We start from the raw sequence: 22,093 nt of genomic DNA on the forward strand, positions 1-22,093 counted from the left end.
TTCGGATGTCGCGGGTGCTGGTTACGCTCGCAGGGTGACCGACGGGATCGACGGATCCGAGGTGGGCGAAGCGCCGGCGGGGGTGTCGCCCGCGGTACCTCCTGCGCCGACTCCCCCGCCGGGTTCCGAGCCCGTCGTGCCGCCACCGGGCGGCATGCGCACCTTCGTGCAAGTGCTCGCGAACACGATGGTCGCGAACATCACGACGAGCTTCCTCTGGTTCGCGCTCACGTTCTGGGTGTATCTCGAAACGCGTTCTGTGCTCGCGACGGGCATCATCGGCGGCGCCTACATGCTGCTCATCGCCCTCTTCTCGATCCTCTTCGGCACCATCGTCGACCGGTATCGCAAGCACCTCGTCATGGTGCTCTCAAGCGTGGTCACCCTGATCTCGTTCGTCGCCGCGGGCCTGCTCTACCTGGCGCTGCCCGAGTCGGCGCTCCTCGACCTCGGCGGTCCGTGGTTCTGGCTGTTCTCGGGCATCATCCTCTTCGGGTCGGTCATCGAGAACATGCGCAACATCGCGCTCTCGACGACGGTGACCCTGCTCGTGCCCGAAGAGCGGCACGCGAACGCCAACGGCATGGTGGGCACCGTGCAGGGGCTGGCGTTCCTCGTCACGAGCGTGTTCAGCGGGCTCGCGATCGGCATGGCAGGCATGGGATGGACGCTCGCGATCGCGATCGCCGCGACCATGATCGCGCTCGTGCACCTGCTCTTCGTGCGCATTCCAGAAGCTCGCCCGGTCGTCGACCGGGATCGCTCACCCGCGATCGACCTCCGCGGCAGTATCTCCGCGATCCGGGGCGCACCAGGGCTCTTCGCCCTCATCCTGTTCTCCACGTTCAACAACCTCATCGGGGGCGTCTACATGGCGCTGATGGACCCGTACGGACTGACGCTCTTCCCGGTCGAGGTGTGGGGCATCGTGCTCGGAGTCTCCTCCTCCGGGTTCATCATCGGCGGCATCGTGATCGCGAAGTGGGGCCTCGGTCGTAACCCCATCCGCACGATGCTGCTCGTCGTCGCAGGCATGGGGTTGCTCGGGGCGCTGTTCACGATCCGCGAGTGGTGGCTGCTGTTCGGAATCGGCATCCTGGCCTACATGACGCTCATCCCCGCGGTGGAGGCGGCCGAACAGACGGTCATCCAGAAGGTCGTGCCGTTCCGCCGCCAGGGCCGCGTATTCGGGTTCGCGCAAGCGTTCGAGGCGGCGGCGGCGCCGATCACCGCGTTTCTCATCGCCCCGATCGCGGAGTTCTGGATCATCCCCTATATGGAGTCAGACGGCGGGCAGGCGACTTGGGGCTGGCTGCTCGGTGACGGTGATGCCAGGGGCATCGCGCTCGTCTTCCTGTTCAGCGGGCTCGTGATGGTGGTGCTCGCGCTCGTCGCCTTCCGCACCCGTTCCTACCGGCTGCTGTCTTCGGAGTACCAGCGTGGTGCCGGGCCGAGAGGAGCCCCGGCCGAGTCCGACGCCCCGACCGAGGCATCCGACTCCGCGACCGCTCAGCGCACGACGTAGCGAAGGCTGACGACGCCGCCGGGCCGCGCCGCGAGGTTGTCGAGCTCGATCCGGCGGTCGCCGACGTCTGCCGGAGTGAACGAACGCCCTTCGCCCAAGAGCACCGGCACGACGCGCAGGTGCAGTTCGTCGACGACCCCGGCACGAAACAGTGCGTCGGTGAGCGTCAGGCTTCCCCATACGAGGACGGTGTCGAAGCGTTGCTTCAGGGCCGTGGTCGCCTCCGTGCCGTCGCCGCTCAGGATCTCGATCTGGCCGTCGCCCCAAGGCGCCGTGGTCAGCGTGTTCGAGACGACGAACTTGGGGAGGCGGTTGATGAGCTCAGCGACCTGCTCGACCTCGGGGTCGACGGCCGGCCAGTAGTCGGTGAACATGCGATACGTGGTGGCACCGAACAGGATCGCGTCGGCCCGTGCGACGTACGCGAGCTGCTCGGCGTCGTTGAGGCCGACCTCACCGTTCTCGCCCGGTTGGATGAGCGACTCGAAGAAGTCGATGCCGCCGTCGAGTTCGGCGGCGTAGCCATCGACGGTGACGACCTGTTCGACGATGAGGCGGCCCATCAGTGCGGCCTCGCCTCATCGAGGTGTTCGACGAGCACGTCGAACGCCGAGTCCCAGCCGTCGTAGACGTTCTCGTCGCCGGGTACGCCGTCGATCCCGAGCACATGGAACGTCATGCGCGTCTGCTCGCCGCGCTCGCCGTGTTCGGCGAGATCGATCGTGAGCACGGGCGCGGTGTCGTCGGGGTCTCCCGGCGAACCCCACGTCATGACGAGCCGCTCGGGTGGCGTGATCTCGCGATAGACGCCGGCCGTCGGATACTCCGTGCCGTCTGGCGCGATCATCGTGTAGCGGTAGCGCCCGCCGGGTCGGGGGTCGAGCTCGACGGTCTCGCGGGGCGTGATGATGCCGCGGGGGTGCCACCAGATGGCGGCTTCGTCAGGGTCGGTCCACGCGCGCCAGACGAGCTCGCGTGGTGCGTCGAAGACGCGCGTGATCGTGAACTGCTTCGTTGCGGAGGCGGTCTGCTCAGGCATCCGTCTGTCCTTTCAGCTCGCGGAGTCGCTCGTCGAGGAGGTCGAAGCGCTCGTTCCACTCGCCGCGGTGGCGATCGACCCAGGCGGATGCCTCGTCGAGCGGCTCGGTCCGGAGGGTGCAGGTGCGCCACTGGGCCGTCGCGGTGCGTTCGATGAGCCCGGCGCGTTCGAGCACCTTGAGGTGCTGCGAGATCGCGGGCCGGCTCATCGCGAAGGGCTCGGCCAGTTCGCCGACGGTCGTCGGTCCGCCGCGGAGGCGCGAGAGGATCTCGCGTCGCGTCGGATCGGCGAGCGCCTGGAACACGAGGCTGAGCTCGTCGGGCTCCTCCGGCATGTAAGCAACTCCTTAATTAATGATTTGCTTACATTACGACGAGGTTCGTCTGACGTCAAGCGTCAAGAGGAGAATGACGGAATGGCCGACAACGTGCGCAACCTCCAGACCGCCCTCGACTCCTTCGCAGAGCACTGGCAGCCCCACCGCCTCGCAAGCGTGAACGACTACGAGGTGAAGGTCTTCAAGGCGCAGGGCGAGTTCACCTGGCACTCGCACCCCGACACCGACGAGTTCTTCATGGTGATCGCCGGGCGGCTCACGATCCAGTTGCGAGACGGCGACGTCGAGCTCGGGGCCGGCAACGTCTACGTCGTGCCCCGTGGCGTCGAGCACTGCCCCCGCGCCGACGGCGAGGTCTCCGCGATGCTCATCGAGCCGAGCGGCACCTCGAACACCGGGGACACGCCGAGTGCACGCACGACGCAGCTGCGCGAGCTCGACTGACGTTCATCTCCACCACGTCCGTGCTGCGATTCGGATGAAGCTCGTTTCGAGCGCCGACATGATGCGTTGGCGAAAGTACATCGGGTGCCACGCCGGGTACCCGTCGTCGCCGGGGAGTTTGACGTCGGTCTCCGACCACTCCTCGCCGTCCCACCAACGCAGGAAACCCGGCGAGTGCGGGTCTGGATACCAGCCTTCATTCGCCTGACCATCATCGGTGACGGGTGGGGACAACGGCGCGGACATTCGGTGAGTATGACACCTCGATGCTCCGGGAGGCGAGCCCGCGCCCGCCCGTAGGCTGGAACGCGTGTTGCGCACCATGCTGAAGTCCAAGATCCACCGTGCCACGGTCACGCACGCCGACCTCCACTACGTGGGATCGGTCACGATCGACCGGGATCTCATGGATGCCGCCGACCTCCTGCCCGGCGAGCAGGTCTCGATCGTCGACGTGACGAACGGCGCGCGACTCGAGACCTACGTGATCGAGGGGGAGCGCGGTTCGGGCGTGCTCGGCATCAACGGTGCGGCGGCCCATCTCGTGCACGAGGGTGATCTCGTCATCGTCATCTCGTATGCGCAGCTCGACGACGCCGTCTCCCGCACCTTCCGGCCGCACATCGTGCACGTCGACGCTGCGAACGCAATGGTCGCGCTCGGCGATGACGCAGCGGAGCCCGGCACGAACGGTCTGCGGCGACCGCCGCACGCAGCGGCCTGACGACGAGGTCGGGTGGGCCCGCTTCAGCTGCGGGGTCGCGCGTCAGCGGCGGGGTCGCACGACGCCGTGCTCGTACGCGTAGACGACGGCGTGCACGCGGTCCCGCAGGCCGAGTTTCATGAGCACCTTCGAGACGTGCGTCTTCACGGTCGCCTCGCCGACCCAGAGCCGCTCGGCGATCGCGGCGTTGGAGATGCCCTCGGCGAGGTGCTCGAGCACCTCGCGCTCGCGATCGGTGAGCGAGTTGAGCTCGGCGGGGGTCTCGATACCCTCGCCGGTGCTCGCTCCTCGACCAGCGGTGGGATCGTCGGCCCTCGGCACTCGACCGGCGGATGCTCCCGAAACCGCCTCGATCACGTGCCGCGTGACATCGGGCGACAGCAGCGCGTCACCCCGCGCGACCACCTGCACCGCCTCGATGAGCTGCTCGGGGCTCGAGTTCTTCAGCAGGAACCCGCTCGCGCCCGCCTCGAGCGCGGCGAAGAGGTAGTCCTCACGATTGAAGGTCGTGAGCACGAGCACCGCCGCACTGGATGCCTCGTCGGCGGTGATGCGCCGAGTGGCCTCGAGTCCGTCCATGCCGGGCATCTGCACGTCCATGCAGACGACGTCGGGCGAGAGCGCGGCGACCGCCGCGATCGCCTCCTCGCCGTTCGCGGCCTCGCCCACCACTTCGATGCCGTCCTCCGAGTCGAGGATCGTGCGGAACCCGCCTCGCACGAGACTCTGGTCGTCGACGACGAGCACGCGGATGCTCACGAGCGCACCCCCTGGGCGCGCCGGAGCGGGAACTGCGCACGCACGAGGTAGCCGCCGCGCGCACGTGGTCCGAGTTCGAGGTTTCCGCCGGCCGCGGCGACCCGCTCCTGCATGCCCAATTGGCCGAGGCCGCGGCTCGAGGCATCCGTCGCCGAATCGGAGTGCGGTCGCCGCACTGCACCCGTGTTCGTCACCTCGACCTCGACCGACCCCTCGCTCCAACGCACCCGCACCTCGGCAGTCGCGGCGGCGCCCGCGTGCTTGCGCACGTTCGTGAGCGCCTCCTGTGCGACGCGGTAGGCGCTGAGATCGACGACGGCCGAGACCGGCACCGGCTCGCCCACGATCGCGAGCGTGGTGGGCACGCCGTTCGCCGCGCACTCCGCCACGAGCTCGTCGATGCGCTCGATGCCGCGGGTCGACGTGCTCGTCGTCGCGGCTTCCGAGGCCTCCGTGGTTCGGCCCGAGGCCTCGACGAAGACCGGGCCGAGGGCCTCATCGAGCGCAGCGGATGCCCCGGTCTCGGCGTCGCCGCGCAGCGTGCCGAGCAGCCCGTGCAACTCGTCGACGGCGTCGCGGGCACTCGACTCGATCGACGAGAGCGCGGCCGTGGCGGCATCCGGATCCTTCGCGAGCACTCGCCGCGCGGCGCCCGCCTGCACGCCGATCACCGAGACGTGGTGGGCGACGACGTCGTGCAGCTCCCGTGCGATGCGGAGCCGCTCGATCGCGACGGCGTGGGCGCGGCTGCGCTCACGTTCGGCGGCGAGCTCGGTGGTGCGCTGCTCGAGCTCGGCTCGGGCCCGCGCCGAGCGGTACGCGGCATCGCCGAAGTACCAGGCGCCGCCGAAGTAGAGCAGGTTCGTGAGCACGTTGATGAGGCCGTAGGCGAGGTAGGGCGAGAGCAATCCCTCGCGGGAGAAGTCGGGCAGGTAGTCCTGCACGCCTGAGAGCACGATGAGGTTCCAGAACAGCCACGCGAACATGCCGACGACGATGGCGCCCCGCACGATCGTCGCCCAGCGGCGGCTGCGACCCCATGCGCCGACCGTGTAAATGGCGACGAACAGGCCGATGTTGCTGAAGAGCGTTTCGCCGACTTCGGCGACCGCCCCGACGACGAAGGCGACGGATGCCGCGAGCGCCACGAGCTCGGGCCATCGCCGTCGGGCCGCGAGCGGGAGGGTCATCGCGGCGACCCAGATCACGCTGCCCCACCATGGGGCGTCTTCGCCCCATCCGGTCGCGCGATACAGCACGACGCTCGCGCCGGTAGCGACGGCGAGCACGAGGGCGAGGATCACATCGTTGCGGATGCCGATGCGTCCCGGCTGTGGGCGCACCCACTCGACCCCGTCGACGACGGGCGGCGGAGCTGTCTCGGTCATGCCGTCAACGCTATCGAGGGGGCGCGCCGCTCGGATCCGTCGCGGGACGGAGTTCGTTGCGGCATCCGCGTGATCGGAACTGATCGGAACAGTTCGCTCGGCGATCGATTCCGAACAGTTCGTTGACCGATTCGATCACCGTTCCTAGCCTGAGCCGAGAGGCCCTCGTTCGTGGGTCGTCGCGAACGTCGAAGGAGACCTCGTGCCCCGCTTGACCCATCGCCGGCGAACCGTTGCCGCGGCCGTCGTTGCCGGAACCTTGATCGGAGGCGGTCTCGTGGCCGTCCCGGCCGCACCCGCATTCGCGGAGGTGCCAACCGGGGAGGTGTACGTCTCCGACCTGCCGTGGCTGAACGAATCGAACGGCTGGGGCCCGATCGAGCGCGACGCATCGAACGGCGAGTCCGCCGCCGGAGACGGCAGGCCGATCACGATCGGCGGCGCCGTCTCCGAGAAGGGCATCGGGATGCACGCGACGGGCGCGCTGTCGGTCGAGCTCGGCGACAACTGCACGGCATTCAGCGCGATGGTCGGCCTCGACGACGAGGTCTCCTCGGGCATCGGAACGGTGAGGTTCCAGGTCTTCGGCGACGGCGTGCTGCTCGCCGAGACGGGCGTCGTCACCGGAAACGACGCGGCGGTGGCGTTGGCTGGGGATGTCACGGGCGTCGAGTCGTTGCGCCTCGTCGCTGACGAGGCAACCAACGGGAAGAACTTCGATCACGCCGACTGGGGCGGCGCGAAGCTCACGTGCGCCGATGAAGCCCCCGAGGAGCCGGTCGTCGTCGAGCAGTGGGGCATCGACGGACCTCGGCGTTCGGCGGTGGACGGCGTGCTGAAGCTCGACTCCGCCGGGCGCCTCGCACTCGACGTCGTCGCCGGCGAGACCACGGTCGTGCGGGCGACGCGTCTCGGGCTCACGGGAAGCGACGGCGACTTCCGTGACGGCCTCACGTTCGTCGGCCGCACCGACAGGGTCGTCGCCGACGCCTACACGATGACCACCGGCAAGGAGGAGGAACGCTCGTATACCGCGGCGGAGTCGGTCTTCGAGTTCGCGAACGCCGACGGCGCGCACATCTCCATCGCAGTGCGTCTCTCCGACGACGGCGCCGCGTACCGCTACCTCGTCGCAGGTGAGGGCGAGCACCGCGTCGACGACGAGTCGGGCGCGTGGGAGCTCTCGGTCGACGGCACCGCATGGATGCAGCGGTCCTACGCCGTGAACTACGAGGCCGAGTGGATGCAGACCACCGCGACCGCCTCGAATGGCACGGGCTCGGTCGGTTACCCCGCGCTCTTCCAGCAGGACGAGCAGTACGTGCTTCTCACCGAGGCGGACTTGCACGGCGACTACTCTGGATCGCACCTCGCGCACGCCGGGGGCACCCTGCGATACGGCGTTGATCTCTTCCAGGGTCAGCCGGTCACGACGACAGGTGACCTCTCGACGCCGTGGCGCGTCGCGATCGTCGGCGGTCTCGACACGGTGGTCGAGTCCACGCTCGTCGACGACCTCGCCACGCCGAACCAACTCGCACACGCCGATACGGCATGGATCAAGCCAGGGGTCTCGAGCTGGAGCTGGCTCACCGACTGGAACAGCCCCAAGGACGAGGCTCGCCAGCGCGACTTCGTCGACCTCTCCGCCCGCAACGGCTGGGAGTACGTGCTCCTCGACGAGGGATGGGACGCGAGCTGGGTGCCGCGTACGGTGCGATACGCCGAGACCAAGGGCGTCGACGTCATCATCTGGTTCCACAGCCGTGACCTGCGCACGCAGGAGCAACGCGACGAGTGGCTGCCCCGGCTGGCCTCGTGGGGCGTGAAGGGCATCAAAGTCGACTTCATGGACACCGACAGCCAAGCGATCCACCAGTGGTACGACCAGATCGCCGCCGACACTGCCGCCAACCACCTCATGATCAACTTCCACGGCGCGTCGCTGCCGACCGGAATGCAGCGCGCGTGGCCGCACATCATGAGCTACGAAGCCGTGCGCGGAGCGGAGAACGGCATCAGCCCCGCCCGGAGCCTGATGGTTCCGTTCACCCGCAACGTCGTCGGCTCCATGGACTGGACCCCCGTCACCTTCTCGCGTGGCAATGACAACTCGTCGAAGGCGCACGAGGTCGCGATGAGCATCGTCTACGAGTCAGGCTGGCAGCACCTCTCCGACAAGCCCGAGGCGTACGCCGCCGAGCCGAACGCCGAGCGCCTCCTGCAGAATCTTCCGGCGCACTGGGACGAGACGAAGCTCGTCAGTGGCACGCCCGGGAGCGACATCGTGCTCGCGCGCCGGTCGGGCGACCGTTGGTACATCGGCGGCATGCGAGCCGGATCCGGTGACCCTTTGCAGCTGCCGCTCGAGCAGTTCGGCGGCAAGCACCTCATCGTCGACCTGTTGACAGATGACGGTGCGAACGGCTCGGCGACCGTGCTCACCACCGAGCACACCACCAAGGACCGAACTCTCGAGATCCCGACCGCGAGCAATGGCGGGTTCGCTGCGGTCGTCTGCCTCGACAAGCCGCGACGTGAGACGTGCCTCGACCCCGCCGACCCGTGGGCCGCCGTTGATCTCACCGTCGAGCCGTCCTCCGCCGAGGTCGCCCCGGGGTCGACGGTCGAGGTCGACGCCTCGTTCGCGGTCGACGCCGATGCGAAGAAGGTCGCCATCACGCCGATGGTTCCCGAGGGGTGGACGCTCGAGGGCGGGCCCGTGACAGCGAAGCGCCTCGCCGCGGGCGAGACGCTCGAGGCATCATGGACCCTCACCGCGCCCGAGGACGGCGCGAGCGGCATCGTCGAAGTTCCGATCGAGGTCACGTATCGCGTCGGCAGGGAGGTACGCACGGCCGCGAGCCAGTCGACACTGTGGGTGACCCCGAGGCCGCTCGACGGAGTGAACTTCATCTCCGACCTCGATTGGGTCGAGCAGTCCAACGGCTACGGTCCGGTCGAGCGTGACCAGTCCAACGGACAGGCCGCCGCGAACGACGGCCGCACCATCGAAATCGACGACGTCACCTACGCGAAGGGAGTCGGGATGCACGCGACCGGCGAGCTCACGACGTGGCTCGGCGGCACTTGCTCGGCATTCGACGCGATCGTCGGCATCGACGACGAAGTGCTCGAGACGCCCGGCGAGAGTGGCATCGGCTCGGTGAAGTTCCTCATCTACGGCGACGGAGTGCTGCTCGCAGAAACGCCCGTGCTCACGAACGACGACACGGCGCTGGCAGTCACCGTCGACGTGAGCGGAGTGCAGCAGCTGCGACTCGTCGCCGATGAGGCGACGAACACCAAGAACTTCGACCACGCCGACTGGGCCGACGCGAAGGTCACCTGCGGCGCTGGATGATCGATGTCGGGGCACCTTGGAGGCCAGATGTTCACCGATGAACGACGCCAGGTCATCATGTCGGCGCTCTCAGTGCACGGATCGACCTCGGTCGCCGACCTCGCGCGCATGGTGCGCTCGTCGGAGATCACGATCCGCCGCGACCTGAAAGCGCTCGACGAGGCTGGGCTCGTCGTGCGACATCGCGGCGGGGCATCCGTCGGCCGCTCCAGCATGGACGAGCCGAGCTACCGTGAGAAGGCGGTCGTGGCGGCGGAGGAGAAGCTGGCGATGGCGAGCCTCGCCGCCGAACTCGTCGACGACGGCGACGTGATCATGCTCTGCGCGGGCACGACCACACAGGCGCTCGCACAGCGTCTCACCCGCCGGAGGCTCATGGTCGCGACGACGTCGGTGCTCGTCGCTAACGCGCTCTTCGACGCCCGTGACGTGGAGGTGCTGCTCATCGGCGGCATCCTGCGTGGCAGCATCCGCGGCGTCATCGGGGGTGACGCAGAGAAGGCAGTGTCGCGGCTGCGCTTCCACAAGGTGTTCCTCTCGGGCAACGGCCTCACCTTTGCGAACGGGCTCAGCACACCCAACATGCACGTCGCGAGCATCGACCGCGCGGCCGTCGAGTCCGCGAAGCGGGTGATGGTGCTTGCCGATCACACCAAGATCGGCGTCGATTCCATGGTGCAGACCGTGCCGACCGAACGCATCGACACGCTCGTGACCGATGCCGGCGCTGACCGCGACGAACTCGAGCGACTGGCCGTCGCGGGTGTGCAACTGCGAGTCGCCGACCCCACCGCCGGGCCCGCGCAGCGGCCTCTCGAAGCCGTCGACTGACGCTCGGACCTCAGCCACTGGTCGTCGAGGGAGCTCGCCCGCTACGCTCTCGAACCATGACCTCCGAGCCGCCCCGCCCCTCGAACCTGCAACTGCGCGAGCGCCCGTTCGACTGGTTCTTCATCGTGATCTTCTCGCTGTTCACGGTCACGAGCCTGATCAGCGACATGATGCCGACGCTCGGTGTCGACATCTCGGCGCCCTCGTCGAACTTCCTCGTGAACTCCAACTACTGGTACGCGAGCGACACCGACCCGCTCTTCATGGAGCCGCCGTTCTGGATGCGTATCGTCACAGGCCTCTCGGCCTTCGTGTACATGCCCTTCTACGTGGTGCTCGTGATCTCGCTCATCCGCGGCTGGAACTGGATCCAGCTGCCGAGCGTGATCTACGCGACGATGATCTCGACCATCACGGGCATCATCGTGTTCGGCGTCGAGTTCTTCGGCGAGCCCGAGTGGCAGACGACGAACCCGGTGAAGTTCCTCGCGTTCAATCTGCCGTACGTGCTGATTCCGATCGTGCTGCTCGTGCGCATGCGCAAGCCGCTGCCGTTCACCCGGAGGTTCTGAGCGAGCGGGGTTCTGAGCGAGCTGGGGTTCTGGGCGAGCGGGGTTCTGAGCGAGCGGGGTTCGGGGCGAGCGGGGTTCTGGGCGAGCGGGGTTCTGGGCGAGCGGGGTTCTGGGCGAGCGGGGTTCTGGGCGAGCGGGGTTCGGGGCGAGCGGGGTTCTGGGCGAGCGGGGTTCTGGGCGAGCGGGGTTCTGGGCGAGCCGAAGACGTGGCGCGGGCGCGGCCTGACGGCCATTTTCGTGACCGCGGCGCTGGCGCTGTCGATGACTACCGGGGTCAGCGCGGCCTCGGCCGAGGAGACGGCGAGAAGTACGCCGGCCGGGACGCCGACGACCGCGTCGGCACAATGCGCCGTCCCGACCGGGAACGAGGCGGAACCGGAGATGGTCCTGCTCGACCATGTGGCGTCGACCGAACTTGCATCCAGCGTCTCGACGCAGATGTCGGCCACCGGTATCGAGCTCCAGACGTCCATGGAGTTCGTTGACCAGGCCGGAGCGAAGGCGTATGCGATCGACGTCGATGGCACGAAGGCCACCTCGGTGACCTTCCCAATCGTCGGCGCGGGCTTCGTGCAGCCGAGCAACGCCACGTTTGTGCTGGACGTTACGGGCACCATCATCCAGTACGCGGAATCCACTGCGGTCGAGCGCGCAGACGGCATCATCGACGTGACGACCTATCGCGACGGCGTCCTGGTAAATTCGGCCGAGTTCGATCCCAGCTCGGCCGTGGCAGGACTCGACTCTCAGAGTATGGCAGCCGCCGCCATGGATCCGGCTACGTGCCTCATGGCCGTGCTCGGGGTGAGCGCGGTTGCCGCGGGTATTATCCTGATCCTGTGCGGAGGATCGTGCTCCGTGCCGGTCACTCCACCGACGGCGGTTATCTGCGCCGCATGCATCGGAGGAATCGCTGTCATCGGCGGCGCTTCGATCCCGGCAGTCATGGGCTGCTTCAACTAGGAGAAATGAATGGAGGTTGACACGATGAAACGATCCGTCCCACGGTTGCTCATTTGCCTCGCCATCGTGGTGGCGACAGCAGTCGGCTTGATCTTCGTGGTACCGACGGCGCTGGACCCGGAAGTGACAATTCAACCGTGGATTCCCGCGGTGCTCGGAGCGCTCTTCGCAGCCAGCGCCTACGTGGCGTGGTTTGTCCGTCCTCGATGGGCGCACAGCCCGAAGGAGTAGTGAGGCTCCGACTTACAGTGCCCTGGTGGGAACGCGTGCCGCCCCACCAGGGCACGGGCAGTTCACGATCGAAGTCCCGCTGAGCCGTCCAGCGGACACCTCTTCGGGTTCATTGTCGGGTTGAGTTCGCGACTCAGCGAAAAGGACTGATTACCATCTTGTGCCGTTGTCGGCGTGGGTGGGGCCGCCGTCGATGTCGGGGGTGACGTGGTGGGTTTCGCACTATGCGGCGGGGATGGTGCAGCCGGGGATGATGCAGCCGCCGTCGCGAAGGGTGATGGCGCGGCGTTGGTGGGGCGTGAAGCAGCGATTGGGTGAGCCGAGTTGTTCGATGCGGCCGGTGTCGTCGAGGACGACGATCTGTATGCCTCTGGTGCAGATCATATGCCGTGCCGCGCGGAGTGAGATGGGCTGATCGATGCCGTCGGCATGCGCAGCTCCTCGCGAAGTCTCGAGGTCGGTGGCGCGCACGCTGACGAGCACCGTGGGTGCTGCGCCGCCGATCGACGGGTGTTCGCCGGAGCGGGCGGCGGTGTCGATGATCGCGGCGAGGACGTCGTGTCGTTGCTGTTCGGTGGTGCGGGTCTCGGCTTGCACGGCGATGTCGGCGCGTTCTTCGTCGGTGAGGAATCCGCCGCCGCTGCGGGGTGCCAGGTGCGCGTGAAGGAGGCGGGTGAGTTTCGCGGCGACTTCGGGCAGCAGATCACCCGAGATGGCGATGAGGCCGTCGCGTGCGCGCCCGATGCGGAAGGCCCGCCGGCGCATTGCCCGTTCGTCGTCGGGTTCGGGGCCGTCTTGATCGAGGAACGCAGCCCACGCCCGCGCCTGCACTGCGACCTCATCGGCCGTGCACCGCACGGGCGCCCCGTCGCCGCTGCCGATGGCCTGGTTGACGAGTTCACGTTCGGCGGTGTCGAGTCGGACCGGGTCGGCGACGGTGCGAGTGCGGCCGAGCTCCCGGATGATCGTGCCCGCGGCATCGACGCCGATCTCACCCGCCGTGAGCGCGGCCGCGACATGCGGATGCTGCGCCGGCGTAGTCTGCCCGGTCAAGCCGGTGTCCGCCCGGGTCGCGGCCCCGATCGCGATCCGCCTGCGTGCTTCAGCGCCCGAGACTTGCGTGACGCGTTCGATCAGTTCGGCGGCCGTACGGCAGCCCTTGCGCGCCGACAACCGGCCGACGCCGAGCTCGGACCGCGAGCGTTCGGCGACCTCACCGGCGAACACGGCACGGTGTGCGTCGAGCAGCCGCCCGAGGCTCTCGAGCGCCCCCATCGTCAGGAGCAGTTCGTCGTCGCCCAGGCGGCGTGGCGTCTCTGAATCGAGCGCCCCGCCGAGGGTCGAGCGGACCTGCTCGAACGTGTCGCGGATGCCTGCCATACCGACAACTCTGCCACCACCCACCGACATTCGAACGGCGGCGAAACACGTGATCAACGGCCTTTTCTGACCGACTTCTCCTCCACAGGAACCACCCAGCGGAAGTTCTCCACAACCCTCAGATTCGGTCTCCAGGCTCGTCGACGTTGTGATCCCCTTCTCGGCCGCCCGGCCGCCCGGCCGCTCGGCCGCTCGGCCGCCCGGCGGCTCAGGTCGCAGCGTAGTGTGGGGCCATGGGGAACGTCGATGGTGTCCGACCTGAGCAGGAACAGGTTGCTGGACCCGAGAAGGAGCCGCCCTACCAAGCCCTCTTTCCCAACCTCGACCACATGTCTCGATCTTCGTTCAGCAAGGGCACGGTGAGCCGGCGACGCATCGGTCGGGCCATCGCCCTCCTCGCGCTGATTCCAATCGTCGTACTCGCGGTCATCCTTCTTCCACAGCTCCTGAGTTGACCCCTTCGACCGGACCCAGCCGACCAGCTCAGTCGAGCGGCTCGGCCTCGAGATCGCGCACGTGGTAGAACTCCTGGTCCCAGAGCGCGTAGATGAGCCAGGTCGGCAAGATGTACGACTCCTGCATGTAGTTCGCCTGCGAAGCGTGGATCGTCCACCCCTCGTGCTTCTTCGCGACCTCGGCGCCCATCGCGTACTCGGGCTTCGGCTGGTTCGCGACGACGAATGCGCCTGCCTCGCCGCCGAACACCGAGAGCGCGCCCGACGGGCTGATCGTGTAGACGAGGTGCTTCGGCCCCGTGTAGGAACCGCCCGAGGCCTCGAGCTCGGCGATCGCGAGTTCGGTGATGCGGCCCATCTCCATGTGGTCCTTGTGGCCGGTCGCGCCGCTCTCGGGCCAGAACCCCACGACGATATCGGGTCGCACGCGCTTCATCTCGGCGACCACGCGGGCGACGAGCTCGTCTTCGTCGGCCTCGGGCACGCCCCCGTCGGGGTAGTCCCACACGACGTGGCGGTCGACGCCGAGGTTGAAGCTGTTCTTCAGCGCCTCGGCCCTGCGGATCTCGCCGAGGTCTTCGTCGCGCGCGACGACCGGTGTCTGATGCCCGGCCTCGCCCTGCGTCGCGGTGATCATCGCCGTATAGGCGCCGCCCTGATGCGCGCGGAAGAACAGTCCGTTGACGGTCTGCTCGTCGTCGGGGTGGGCGAAGACACCGAGCACACGGGTGCCGTCGAGTTCGGCGATGACCGAATCCACGCCCTTCGCGGTGGGTTCGTAGAACAGGTGGCGACCCGCCCAGTACGCCCCGCCGACGAGGGCGAGGATGACGGCGACGACGATGATGAGCGCGACGGTGCGCTTGCGCATGGTGAGACTCTCGATACGGATCCGCGTCGGGGTGCGCGGATGGGCGAAGAGCATGGTAACCCGGCGCGCCGCGGAAGCCGAATCCTGCTCGGCATCCGGGCCTGCCCGCCCGGCTGGCCGCGACAGCCGAGACCGCCCGCCCGCCGGTGGGCGCGTCAGCCGCTCAAGCTGGTGAAACCGTGGCTTCCGCTGAAGTGCTCGTGCGCTGGGGGCCCAGCGTCAGCGCCGCTGCCGCCCACGAGGAGCTTGCGGGTGAGTTCGGCACGAGACGAGAGCAGCTCGTCGAGCGCGCGTGCGAGATCGGCGTCGGTGGGTGCACGGCCATCGGATGCCGCGGCGAGCACCGTGCGTCGCATGAGCTCCTTCGCGAACGAGCCCGTCGTGCCGTCGGCCGCGTCCGCCGCGGCGTCGATCGCCTCACTCGAGAGCGGAAGCCCGTCGGCGTACAGCCGGAACAGCCGTCGCCGGGCGTCGGCATCGGGCATGGGGATCTCGGCGGCGTGGTCGATGCGGCCGGGCCGGTCGGCGAGCGCACGCTCGAGCACCTCGACTCGGTTCGTGGTGAGGATGAACGTGACGTCGGCGTCGCCGTCGAGGCCGTCGAGCGCGTCGAGGATCATGAAGAGCACGGGGCTCGACGGTGAGATCGAGCGGTCGTTGGCGACCAGGTCGACATCTTCGAGCACGACGATCGACGGCTGCATCGCCCGAGCCACCTCGGCGGCCATGGTGATGAAGCGGATCGACGGTCCGTTGAGCAGGATCGCGGTCGAGCCGGCGGTGCGGCCGAGCAGATGGCGCACCGTCAGGGTCTTGCCGGTGCCGGGCGGGCCGTAGAGGAGGAGGCCTCGCTTCAAGTGCTGACCAGCCTGGGTGAGTGCCGCGCGGTGCTCGCCGATGCCGACGACGTGGCGCACGATGCCGTCGAGCGTGGGCTCGTCGAGCACGATGCGTTCCGCGGGCACATCGGGCCGCTCGAGGAAGGTCATCTGCCCCGTGCCCCGGCCGAACTCGCTGCCGCCGATCGTGAGCACCTGACCGCGCAGCACACTGCGTTCGAGCATGAGGCGGCGCACTTCGGCGATGAATGCCTCACCGGCGGCGGCGTCGGCCCCGATGACCTCGAGGCGTGCGTCTTCGCGGCCGTGCTCGGGTGCGCTCGCACGCTGCAGCACGGCGACGGGTCGCTCATCGAAGTGCAGCAACCTCAAGCCGAACGCGACCGTGCGGCGCTCGGAGTGCGGGCCGGTGGCCGCGGCCCGGTAGTCGACCGGCCCGGGGCCGAACGCCGAGTGCGGGTTCTCGAGCAGATCGGAGAGCGAGTGATGGCCGCGTTGCTGTCCGCCCCCGACGCCGAGGAGGCGCCCGCCACTGGCTTCGCTCAGCTCGTCGAGGGCGATGTCTGCGTCGGCGAGGCGGTGCTGGGGCATCACCTCGGTGATCACCGGCAGCGTCGTGACGTCGGCGCCGAGGTGCTCGGCGACGAGTTCGCCGAGCGGCGTGAGTCGTGACGGCGTCGGACGTGGCGCGTTGACGACCTCGGCGAGGAACCTGCGGTACGTCTCGACGAATGCCGCGGTGTCTTGATCCATGCGCACCTCCGGTGGTGTTCGCGCGAGTTCCGGGCGGGTCGCGCGAGGCCCCAGCATATCGATGCCCGACGCGGGGCGTCAGCTCTGCGGGGAGAACCTCTTGCCAACGGGAAGATATCTTCCTATTCTTTGTCCATGGCACGCAGACGCGAAGGACGGCTCTTCGACCTCGAGGTCGACATTCTCTCCGCAGGCATGGAACTGCAGGGCGACGAGGGCGATTTCTACGGCTTCGCCCTCGCGAAGCGCATCGCCGAGCGAACGGAGGTTGCGGCGCTCACCGCGCACGGCACGCTCTACAAGGCGCTTGCGCGGCTGAGCGAGCGCGGCCTGCTCGACTCCACTTGGGAGGACGTGGCCGTGGGCGAGGCCGAGGGACGCCCGCGGCGACGGCTCTATCGGGTCACCGGCGCCGGTGAGCTCGCCTACCGCACCGAACTCGACGCGCGACGGGTCGCGGTCGTCCAGGGCAAGGCGGCGTTCGCATGAGCGCCAGCGGCATCGACGAGCGCGACGAGCGCAACGAGGCGCTCGAGGTGCTCGAGACGCTCGAGGTGCGCGACGTCGCGGCATCCGCGCCCCGAATCGATCGTGCCGTGCTCGCCTGGGGCCGCTGGTACACGCGCGACCTCCCGGGCGACATCGCGGCCGACCGCCTCGCCGAGCTCGAATCCGATATCTCCGAAGAGCGAGAGGCCGCCGACGGTGCGCCAGGGGCCGGGCGTTCGATTCTCAGCCGCGCGACTCGCGGCATCCCCGCCGACCTCAGCTGGCGATTCAGCCGACTGCGGGGCGCGGCGCTCGACGCGCCGCGTGGAACATTCCCGCTCGCGATGCCGGCGCTCGCGCACCTCGCAACCGCACTGCTGCTCGCATGGGGCGTGCTGATCGTCGTGCGCGTCAGCGCGGGAGTACTCGCCGGCTCGTGGAACGGCGCGTGGGACCTCGTGGCGGCCGGGGTCTGCGGCCTCGCCATCGCGCTCGTCGGCGCGGCGCTCACCGTACTGCCGCGCCTGCGCTGGCTCGGCGCGCTCTGGCTCGCCGCCGCGGCATACGTGCTCATCCGATTCGGCATGTACGCGCTCATCGCGTCGAGCGTCACCCTCGGCGAGTTCTACTCCTCGTCGCTCAGCATGGCGATCCTCGTCAACCGCGTGCTCGCGGCCGCCGGCGTGCTGTTCTTCGTCGCGATGGCCGCGTGGTGGCTCCCGTCGGCCATCGGGCACTGGGGGCCGAGGCGCCCAGCGGATGCCCCGCTCCTCCCCAGCTCGGAAGGAACCGCAGCATGAACCTGCAACGCATCGCCGCAATCGTCGCGATCACGGGCGCCACCCTCGGCGGGGCATCCATCGTCACCCTCGGCGCCGCTGCCTATACGGCCAACCAGCCGGCGCCGGTGAGCGATGAGGCGATCGGCGGCCACGATCTCGAACCGCAACCCGATGCCGCTCCCGTGGCCGCGCCCGCCGGGGTGGCCGAGAACGTGACGCCCGTGGGTCCGCCGACGCCCGGCACGGGTGCGATGTCGGCCGACCACAACCCGTACCTCGACCCCGCCGACCCCTCGTACGTGACACCCGAGGAGCGGTCGGAGTGGCTCGGCAAGCAAGCGGTCATTCGTGAGTGCATGGATGCCGCGGGCTTCGAGTTCCTCGAGTGGCAGTGGTGGCTCGGCGGCAGCCCGCAGCCGAGGGGGCTCGACTTCGAGACCTCGGTGCTCTGGACCCAGGCCCTGTATGGCCCCGACGCCTCCAAACCGGGCGGTGGGTGCGCCGACGTGGGCAACAAGGCCGAGGCCGAGGCGCGTGCCGCGGGGCATCCGCTCAGTGCGCCGGTGCCCGACGACGACCCTGCTCTCGACACCGAGCGCCAGGTGTGGCTCGAATTCCAGGATCTCGTGCGCGCCTGCATGACCGAAGCCGGTCAGGAGTACCTCTACTGGGAGTTCTGGAACCCGGCATACCGGTCGTCGGCCGACTCCTCGGGCGTCGTGACTCCGGCCGCGCAGCCGGCCGGACTCAGCGAGGCCGAGGTTGCCGCATGGTCGCTCGCGCTCAACGGCGACGCCGGAGCCGGCGCGGCGTACCGCTGGGAGGACGCGGGGTGCTGGGGCAGGGCCGTGCACGAGGCCGGTAACGACAACATGCACTGACCGACAACATGCACTGACCGACAACATGCACTGACCCGCGCGGGTCAGGGGCGCGACTCAGGCCCTCGCGCCCTCGGCCTTCTTCTTGAGGAAGATGAGCGGCAGGAGCCAGCCGCCGAGCGCCGTGATGATCCAGATGATGAGTGTCGCGAGGATCCAGGTGACCCAGCCGTCGATCGTGATGCCACCCGGGAAGAGCGACGCGATGAGCAGCGCGACGAACGTCGAGACCAGGCCGATGCCACCGAGCACCGCGGACGCGTACTTCCGGGCCAGGTTGAAGATGAACGGGCTCAGCACGCTCTGCGCGATCGCGAAGACGATGATCGCGACGAGGAATCCGCCCCACTCGAGGTGGAAGTCGGGGAGGACCCACGAGGCAACGAGAAGGCCGAGAGCGGCGGTCACAAGGTAGATCGCCGCACGAATGAGGAAGCGCACCATGCCGCGAGCGTAGCGGGGCGGCGGATGTCGTGTCGAGCAGCGCGCCGCAGCGGCATCCGCTCGGACCGTGGCGGCTCTGGCCCGAAGCGAGCAAGATGTGGCGCATGGCCGAACGCGCTGAGCGGGGTGAGACGGGCACCGCACCGAACCCGGCAGCACGACGGGTGCAGGCGGCGTACTTCACGCTGCTCATCGGCAATACGCTCGCCGCGTCGTTCATCTGGGGCGTCAACACACTGTTCCTGCTCGACGCGGGGCTGACGAACTTCGAGGCGTTCGCCGCGAACGCGTTCTTCTCGGTCGGCATGGTGATCTTCGAGGTGCCGACGGGCGTCGTCGCCGACACGCTCGGCAGACGGGTCTCGTATCTGCTCGGCACCGTCACGCTCGCGGTGACGACCGTGCTGTACTACCTGCTGTGGGTCGGCCACTCGCCGTTCTGGATGTGGGCGATCGTCTCGGTGCTGCTCGGCCTCGGCTTCACGTTCTTCTCGGGCGCCGTCGAGGCCTGGCTCGTGGATGCGCTCGCCGCGACCGGCTACACCGGTGGTCTCGAGCGGGTCTTCGGGCGCGGCCTCGCCCTCTCGGGGGCGGCGATGTTCGTCGGCTCGATCCTGGGCGGCGTCATCGCCCAGGCGACGAACCTCGGCGTGCCGTTCCTGATCCGCGCGGGCATCCTCGTCGTGATGTTCGTCGTCGCGGCGCTCGTGATGCGAGATCTCGGCTTCACGCCCGCCGGCCGTGCCCACCCGATCCAGGCGACGAAAGACGTGTTCAGTGCCTCGGTGAAATACGGCCTCGGGCGGCGCCCGGTGCGCTACGTCATGTTCGCGTCGTTCTTCACGACGGGCGTCGGCTTCTACGTCTTCTACGCGCTGCAGCCCTACCTGGTCGAACTCTGGGGCGACACGGGCGCCTACTCGATCGCCGGGCTCGCCGCGGCGATCCTCTCCGGGGCGCAGGTGCTCGGCGGGCTGGCGGCGCCGTGGGTGCGACGCCGGTTCCGCAAGCGCACGACGACCATCATCGCGAGCCTCATCGTCTCGACGCTCGTGCTGCTCGCGCTCGGCGTGAACCAGAACTTCTGGATCGCGCTCGTGCTGCTCACACTGTGGGGACTCGTCGACGCGGCGGCCGGCCCCGTGCAGCAGGCGTACCTCAACGACATGATCCCGTCGCAGCAGCGGGCGACCGTGCTCTCGTTCGACTCGCTGCTCGGCAGTACGGGCGGCGCCGTGATCCAGCCCGTACTCGGTCGCTCCGCCGACCTCTGGGGCTACCCGGGATCGCTGCTCGTCAGCGGCGGCATCCAGGTGCTCGCCGTGCCCTTCATGTGGCTGAGCCGCAGGCAGGGGTCGCCCGCGGATGTCGCGACGGGCGAGGCGCCCGACACGCCCGAGAACCCGTCGGATGCCGCCGGGCCGACGAGTGCCGGCGGCTGAGCGCTCGCTGAGCCACCGCTGAGCTACCGCACAGCTACCGCACATCGGTGCGTCGGCGTGCTGCCGTACTCGGCCACGTAACCCCCATTCGAGGGGCGTGTAGCATGGAGCGGACTCGCCTGAACGGCCGCGCGGTCGTTCCCGAATCGCGGCCGGAGGTGCCCGATGCGGAAGACCATCATCTTCAGTGCCGCCATCGCGGCGCTGTTCGTCGGCTCGATCTTCGTCGGCGTCGCCGCGGCGATGACCGGTGCACCCGTTCTCTACGACGCGCGCTCGCCGCAACCCGTCGCGACCACCGACGGCGGTTTCGGGGTCGAGGCAGGCGAGGCGCAGAGGAGCGACTCGCAGGTTCCGGCCGACGGGGCCGACGCGAATGGCGACGAGCCGCTGCCTGCGCCACCGACTGCATCACAGCCGAGGCCGACGACGAGCCCGGCACCGACTCCGGCCCCGACGCCTGCACCGACGACACCGCCCGACCCGATGCCCACGCTCGAGGAGCAGCAGGCTTGGCTCGGCTTCCAACAGCTCGTGCGCGAGTGCATGACCGAGGCCGGCCAGGAGTATCGCTCATGGGAGTGGTGGAACACCGAGCCGCGCGATCCGACGTCGACGGCTCCGGCGATGCCCGATGGGTTCACCGCCGAGCAGGAGGCGGCGTGGCGACTCGCCCTCGAGGGCGCCGGCGGTGACAGCGACGGATGCATCGGCGAAGCGAGGCGGGCCGATCAGGAGCAGCCGCCCGCGGCGACGACGCCTCCGCCGACTGCGAGCGAAGCGCCGCCCGCCGGCTGACCGAGGCCGGCCGCAGACGTGCTGCAGACCTGGGTCAGGCCGACAACGTCTCGACGCGGCCGTTCAGCTCGGCGGCATCCGTGCCCCAGAGTTCGACGACGGATGCCGCGAGCCGGTCTTCGAGGCCCGCGAGCGACTTCACGCGGAATGTGACGGCCGCAGCGGTGGGTCTCGGCACGCCTTCTTCGGCGGCTCCTCGACCAGCGTGGGCGAAGCCCTGCGCGAGGGAGCGCATCCACGATTCGCTCGCAGCCTTGACCGCGGTGTAGTTGGCGCCGCCCGCGGTCGGCCGCTCGACGGTGGTCGACGAGACGATCGCGATGCGCCCGGCCGGGGAGGCGACGAGGTCGTCCCAGAAGGCTCGGCTGACGTAGCGCAGCGCGGTGAACGAGCGCTCGAGCACCCGGTAGTCCTCCTCGGTCTGGCCCGGGATGCCGCCGCCGCCGCGCCAACCGCCGACGAGGTGGATGACACCGTCGAGGTCGCCGACCCGGGCATGCACGCGCATGGCGAGTTCGAGCACATCGTCGCCGTCGGTGAGGTCGGCGCGCTCGCCGACCACACCGGGCAGCTCGGCCTCGAGTGCCTCGATGCGGCCCTCGTCGCTGCCGACGGCGATCACTCGGGCTCCGGCGTCGAGCAGCGCGCGGGCGACCGCCCGGCCGGAGGTACTCGTCGCTCCCGCGATGAGCACGGTGCGGTTCGCAAGATCGGTCATGCAGTCATTCTCCTCTGCGCACGTCGGTCGAGTAGCGACGAAGGAGCGTATCGAGACCAGCCCG

General features: G+C 68.9%; 24 protein-coding genes. 13 read left to right on the forward strand and 11 right to left on the reverse strand.

The window, feature by feature from the left end:
- The first annotated feature begins 154 nt into the window (after window positions 1-154).
- Window positions 155-1,525, forward strand: coding sequence for an MFS transporter (locus AC1C2S_RS09400; RefSeq protein ID WP_495353226.1), 1,371 nt, complete (start codon window positions 155-157; stop codon window positions 1,523-1,525).
- Here AC1C2S_RS09400 and AC1C2S_RS09405 read toward each other — a convergent pair.
- Genes AC1C2S_RS09405 through AC1C2S_RS09415 form a run of 3 tightly spaced genes read right to left on the reverse strand, consistent with a single transcriptional unit; the run spans window position 1,510 to window position 2,898 of the window.
- The gene (locus tag AC1C2S_RS09405) at window positions 1,510-2,088 is read right to left on the reverse strand and encodes a dihydrofolate reductase family protein (RefSeq protein WP_495352256.1); all 579 of its coding nucleotides are present in this window, start codon (window positions 2,086-2,088) and stop codon (window positions 1,510-1,512) included. The genes AC1C2S_RS09400 and AC1C2S_RS09405 overlap by 16 nt on opposite strands.
- Window positions 2,088-2,564 carry an SRPBCC family protein gene (locus tag AC1C2S_RS09410; protein WP_495352257.1) on the reverse strand — a complete coding sequence of 159 codons (477 nt, stop codon included), beginning with the start codon at window positions 2,562-2,564 and terminating at the stop codon, window positions 2,088-2,090. The genes AC1C2S_RS09405 and AC1C2S_RS09410 overlap by 1 nt, the downstream gene beginning before the upstream one ends.
- Window positions 2,557-2,898, reverse strand: a complete 342-nt coding sequence (locus AC1C2S_RS09415; protein WP_495352258.1) for an ArsR/SmtB family transcription factor — start codon at window positions 2,896-2,898, stop codon at window positions 2,557-2,559. Before AC1C2S_RS09415 ends, AC1C2S_RS09410 begins: the two co-directional genes overlap by 8 nt.
- A gap of 81 nt (window positions 2,899-2,979) precedes the next feature.
- Here AC1C2S_RS09415 and AC1C2S_RS09420 point away from each other — a divergent pair, with 81 nt between their 5' ends.
- The gene (locus AC1C2S_RS09420; RefSeq protein WP_495352259.1) at window positions 2,980-3,345 is read left to right on the forward strand and encodes a cupin domain-containing protein; all 366 of its coding nucleotides are present in this window, start codon (window positions 2,980-2,982) and stop codon (window positions 3,343-3,345) included.
- Between the two features lie 3 nt (window positions 3,346-3,348).
- On the opposite strand, the gene AC1C2S_RS09425 is transcribed toward AC1C2S_RS09420, so the two are convergent.
- Window positions 3,349-3,669, reverse strand: coding sequence for a DUF2510 domain-containing protein (locus AC1C2S_RS09425; RefSeq protein WP_495352260.1), 321 nt, complete (start codon window positions 3,667-3,669; stop codon window positions 3,349-3,351).
- Between AC1C2S_RS09425 and panD the strand changes: the two genes are divergently transcribed.
- Window positions 3,656-4,069, forward strand: a complete 414-nt coding sequence (gene panD, locus AC1C2S_RS09430) for an aspartate 1-decarboxylase (RefSeq protein WP_495352261.1) — start codon at window positions 3,656-3,658, stop codon at window positions 4,067-4,069. The genes AC1C2S_RS09425 and panD overlap by 14 nt on opposite strands.
- A 42-nt stretch (window positions 4,070-4,111) precedes the next feature.
- Here the strand turns inward: panD and AC1C2S_RS09435 are convergent, their stop codons facing one another.
- Window positions 4,112-4,828: a response regulator gene (locus AC1C2S_RS09435; protein ID WP_495352262.1), complete on the reverse strand. Its 717-nt coding sequence runs from the start codon at window positions 4,826-4,828 to the stop codon at window positions 4,112-4,114.
- Window positions 4,825-6,216, reverse strand: a complete 1,392-nt coding sequence (locus AC1C2S_RS09440; protein ID WP_495352263.1) for a sensor histidine kinase — start codon at window positions 6,214-6,216, stop codon at window positions 4,825-4,827. Before AC1C2S_RS09440 ends, AC1C2S_RS09435 begins: the two co-directional genes overlap by 4 nt.
- Window positions 6,217-6,418: 202 nt before the next feature.
- Here AC1C2S_RS09440 and AC1C2S_RS09445 point away from each other — a divergent pair, with 202 nt between their 5' ends.
- From AC1C2S_RS09445 to AC1C2S_RS09460, 4 genes are all read left to right on the forward strand, one after another.
- Entirely contained in the window at window positions 6,419-9,580 is a 3,162-nt protein-coding gene (locus AC1C2S_RS09445; protein WP_495352264.1) for an NPCBM/NEW2 domain-containing protein, read from the forward strand.
- Between the two features lie 27 nt (window positions 9,581-9,607).
- The gene (locus tag AC1C2S_RS09450; protein WP_495352265.1) at window positions 9,608-10,411 is read left to right on the forward strand and encodes a DeoR/GlpR family DNA-binding transcription regulator; all 804 of its coding nucleotides are present in this window, start codon (window positions 9,608-9,610) and stop codon (window positions 10,409-10,411) included.
- Window positions 10,412-10,467: 56 nt separating this feature from the next.
- Window positions 10,468-10,983: an EXPERA domain-containing protein gene (locus AC1C2S_RS09455; protein ID WP_495352266.1), complete on the forward strand. Its 516-nt coding sequence runs from the start codon at window positions 10,468-10,470 to the stop codon at window positions 10,981-10,983.
- A 237-nt stretch (window positions 10,984-11,220) separates the two neighbouring features.
- A complete protein-coding gene (locus AC1C2S_RS09460; protein WP_495352267.1) occupies window positions 11,221-11,946 on the forward strand; it encodes a hypothetical protein in 726 nt (241 codons plus the stop codon).
- 453 nt (window positions 11,947-12,399) lie between these two features.
- On the opposite strand, the gene AC1C2S_RS09465 is transcribed toward AC1C2S_RS09460, so the two are convergent.
- A complete protein-coding gene (locus AC1C2S_RS09465; protein WP_495352268.1) occupies window positions 12,400-13,557 on the reverse strand; it encodes a DUF222 domain-containing protein in 1,158 nt (385 codons plus the stop codon).
- 233 nt (window positions 13,558-13,790) lie between these two features.
- On the opposite strand from AC1C2S_RS09465, the gene AC1C2S_RS09470 reads away from it, so the two are divergent.
- Window positions 13,791-14,012, forward strand: a complete 222-nt coding sequence (locus tag AC1C2S_RS09470; RefSeq protein ID WP_495352269.1) for a hypothetical protein — start codon at window positions 13,791-13,793, stop codon at window positions 14,010-14,012.
- A gap of 28 nt (window positions 14,013-14,040) precedes the next feature.
- Here the strand turns inward: AC1C2S_RS09470 and AC1C2S_RS09475 are convergent, their stop codons facing one another.
- Both AC1C2S_RS09475 and AC1C2S_RS09480 read right to left on the reverse strand, forming a co-directional pair.
- Window positions 14,041-14,883 (reverse strand): PIG-L deacetylase family protein, encoded by an 843-nt coding sequence (locus tag AC1C2S_RS09475; protein WP_495352270.1) that lies wholly within the window; start codon window positions 14,881-14,883, stop codon window positions 14,041-14,043.
- Between the two features lie 155 nt (window positions 14,884-15,038).
- Window positions 15,039-16,475: an AAA family ATPase gene (locus AC1C2S_RS09480; RefSeq protein ID WP_495352271.1), complete on the reverse strand. Its 1,437-nt coding sequence runs from the start codon at window positions 16,473-16,475 to the stop codon at window positions 15,039-15,041.
- 135 nt (window positions 16,476-16,610) lie between these two features.
- Here AC1C2S_RS09480 and AC1C2S_RS09485 point away from each other — a divergent pair, with 135 nt between their 5' ends.
- From AC1C2S_RS09485 to AC1C2S_RS09495, 3 genes are read left to right on the forward strand one after another with little or no spacing between them, the layout of a single operon-like run.
- Window positions 16,611-16,964, forward strand: a complete 354-nt coding sequence (locus AC1C2S_RS09485) for a PadR family transcriptional regulator (RefSeq protein WP_495352272.1) — start codon at window positions 16,611-16,613, stop codon at window positions 16,962-16,964.
- Complete coding sequence (locus AC1C2S_RS09490; RefSeq protein ID WP_495352273.1) at window positions 16,961-17,764, forward strand: hypothetical protein; 804 nt, start codon at window positions 16,961-16,963, stop codon at window positions 17,762-17,764. The genes AC1C2S_RS09485 and AC1C2S_RS09490 overlap by 4 nt, the downstream gene beginning before the upstream one ends.
- Window positions 17,761-18,627, forward strand: a complete 867-nt coding sequence (locus AC1C2S_RS09495) for a hypothetical protein (protein ID WP_495352274.1) — start codon at window positions 17,761-17,763, stop codon at window positions 18,625-18,627. Before AC1C2S_RS09490 ends, AC1C2S_RS09495 begins: the two co-directional genes overlap by 4 nt.
- A gap of 57 nt (window positions 18,628-18,684) precedes the next feature.
- Here the strand turns inward: AC1C2S_RS09495 and AC1C2S_RS09500 are convergent, their stop codons facing one another.
- On the reverse strand, window positions 18,685-19,071 hold the full coding sequence (locus tag AC1C2S_RS09500) for a phage holin family protein (protein ID WP_495352275.1): 387 nt from the start codon (window positions 19,069-19,071) through the stop codon (window positions 18,685-18,687).
- 104 nt (window positions 19,072-19,175) lie between these two features.
- On the opposite strand from AC1C2S_RS09500, the gene AC1C2S_RS09505 reads away from it, so the two are divergent.
- Both AC1C2S_RS09505 and AC1C2S_RS09510 read left to right on the forward strand, forming a co-directional pair.
- Window positions 19,176-20,513: an MFS transporter gene (locus AC1C2S_RS09505; protein ID WP_495352276.1), complete on the forward strand. Its 1,338-nt coding sequence runs from the start codon at window positions 19,176-19,178 to the stop codon at window positions 20,511-20,513.
- Between the two features lie 165 nt (window positions 20,514-20,678).
- On the forward strand, window positions 20,679-21,311 hold the full coding sequence (locus tag AC1C2S_RS09510) for a hypothetical protein (RefSeq protein WP_495352277.1): 633 nt from the start codon (window positions 20,679-20,681) through the stop codon (window positions 21,309-21,311).
- 34 nt (window positions 21,312-21,345) lie between these two features.
- Here AC1C2S_RS09510 and AC1C2S_RS09515 read toward each other — a convergent pair whose 3' ends face one another.
- Window positions 21,346-22,029 carry an SDR family NAD(P)-dependent oxidoreductase gene (locus AC1C2S_RS09515; RefSeq protein WP_495352278.1) on the reverse strand — a complete coding sequence of 228 codons (684 nt, stop codon included), beginning with the start codon at window positions 22,027-22,029 and terminating at the stop codon, window positions 21,346-21,348.
- Window positions 22,030-22,093: the final 64 nt, after the last annotated feature.

It is taken from the genome of Agromyces sp. Y782 (genome assembly GCF_059445405.1).

Bases quoted from the DNA above. Each gene is read 5' to 3' on its own strand.
- AC1C2S_RS09415 (WP_495352258.1), bottom strand. From the start codon at position 2,898: ATGCCGGAGGAGCCCGACGAGCTCAGCCTCGTGTTCCAGGCGCTCGCC.
- AC1C2S_RS09425 (WP_495352260.1), bottom strand. From the start codon at position 3,669: ATGGTGCGCAACACGCGTTCCAGCCTACGGGCGGGCGCGGGCTCGCCT.
- AC1C2S_RS09515 (WP_495352278.1), bottom strand. From the start codon at position 22,029: ATGACCGATCTTGCGAACCGCACCGTGCTCATCGCGGGAGCGACGAGT.
- AC1C2S_RS09410 (WP_495352257.1), bottom strand. From the start codon at position 2,564: ATGCCTGAGCAGACCGCCTCCGCAACGAAGCAGTTCACGATCACGCGC.
- AC1C2S_RS09420 (WP_495352259.1), top strand. From the start codon at position 2,980: ATGGCCGACAACGTGCGCAACCTCCAGACCGCCCTCGACTCCTTCGCA.
- AC1C2S_RS09510 (WP_495352277.1), top strand. From the start codon at position 20,679: ATGCGGAAGACCATCATCTTCAGTGCCGCCATCGCGGCGCTGTTCGTC.
- AC1C2S_RS09475 (WP_495352270.1), bottom strand. From the start codon at position 14,883: ATGCGCAAGCGCACCGTCGCGCTCATCATCGTCGTCGCCGTCATCCTC.
- AC1C2S_RS09495 (WP_495352274.1), top strand. From the start codon at position 17,761: ATGAACCTGCAACGCATCGCCGCAATCGTCGCGATCACGGGCGCCACC.
- AC1C2S_RS09465 (WP_495352268.1), bottom strand. From the start codon at position 13,557: ATGGCAGGCATCCGCGACACGTTCGAGCAGGTCCGCTCGACCCTCGGC.
- AC1C2S_RS09490 (WP_495352273.1), top strand. From the start codon at position 16,961: ATGAGCGCCAGCGGCATCGACGAGCGCGACGAGCGCAACGAGGCGCTC.
- AC1C2S_RS09455 (WP_495352266.1), top strand. From the start codon at position 10,468: ATGACCTCCGAGCCGCCCCGCCCCTCGAACCTGCAACTGCGCGAGCGC.
- AC1C2S_RS09480 (WP_495352271.1), bottom strand. From the start codon at position 16,475: ATGGATCAAGACACCGCGGCATTCGTCGAGACGTACCGCAGGTTCCTC.
- AC1C2S_RS09505 (WP_495352276.1), top strand. From the start codon at position 19,176: ATGGCCGAACGCGCTGAGCGGGGTGAGACGGGCACCGCACCGAACCCG.
- AC1C2S_RS09500 (WP_495352275.1), bottom strand. From the start codon at position 19,071: ATGGTGCGCTTCCTCATTCGTGCGGCGATCTACCTTGTGACCGCCGCT.
- AC1C2S_RS09485 (WP_495352272.1), top strand. From the start codon at position 16,611: ATGGCACGCAGACGCGAAGGACGGCTCTTCGACCTCGAGGTCGACATT.
- AC1C2S_RS09470 (WP_495352269.1), top strand. From the start codon at position 13,791: ATGGGGAACGTCGATGGTGTCCGACCTGAGCAGGAACAGGTTGCTGGA.
- AC1C2S_RS09405 (WP_495352256.1), bottom strand. From the start codon at position 2,088: ATGGGCCGCCTCATCGTCGAACAGGTCGTCACCGTCGATGGCTACGCC.
- AC1C2S_RS09440 (WP_495352263.1), bottom strand. From the start codon at position 6,216: ATGACCGAGACAGCTCCGCCGCCCGTCGTCGACGGGGTCGAGTGGGTG.
- AC1C2S_RS09450 (WP_495352265.1), top strand. From the start codon at position 9,608: ATGTTCACCGATGAACGACGCCAGGTCATCATGTCGGCGCTCTCAGTG.
- AC1C2S_RS09400 (WP_495353226.1), top strand. From the start codon at position 155: ATGCGCACCTTCGTGCAAGTGCTCGCGAACACGATGGTCGCGAACATC.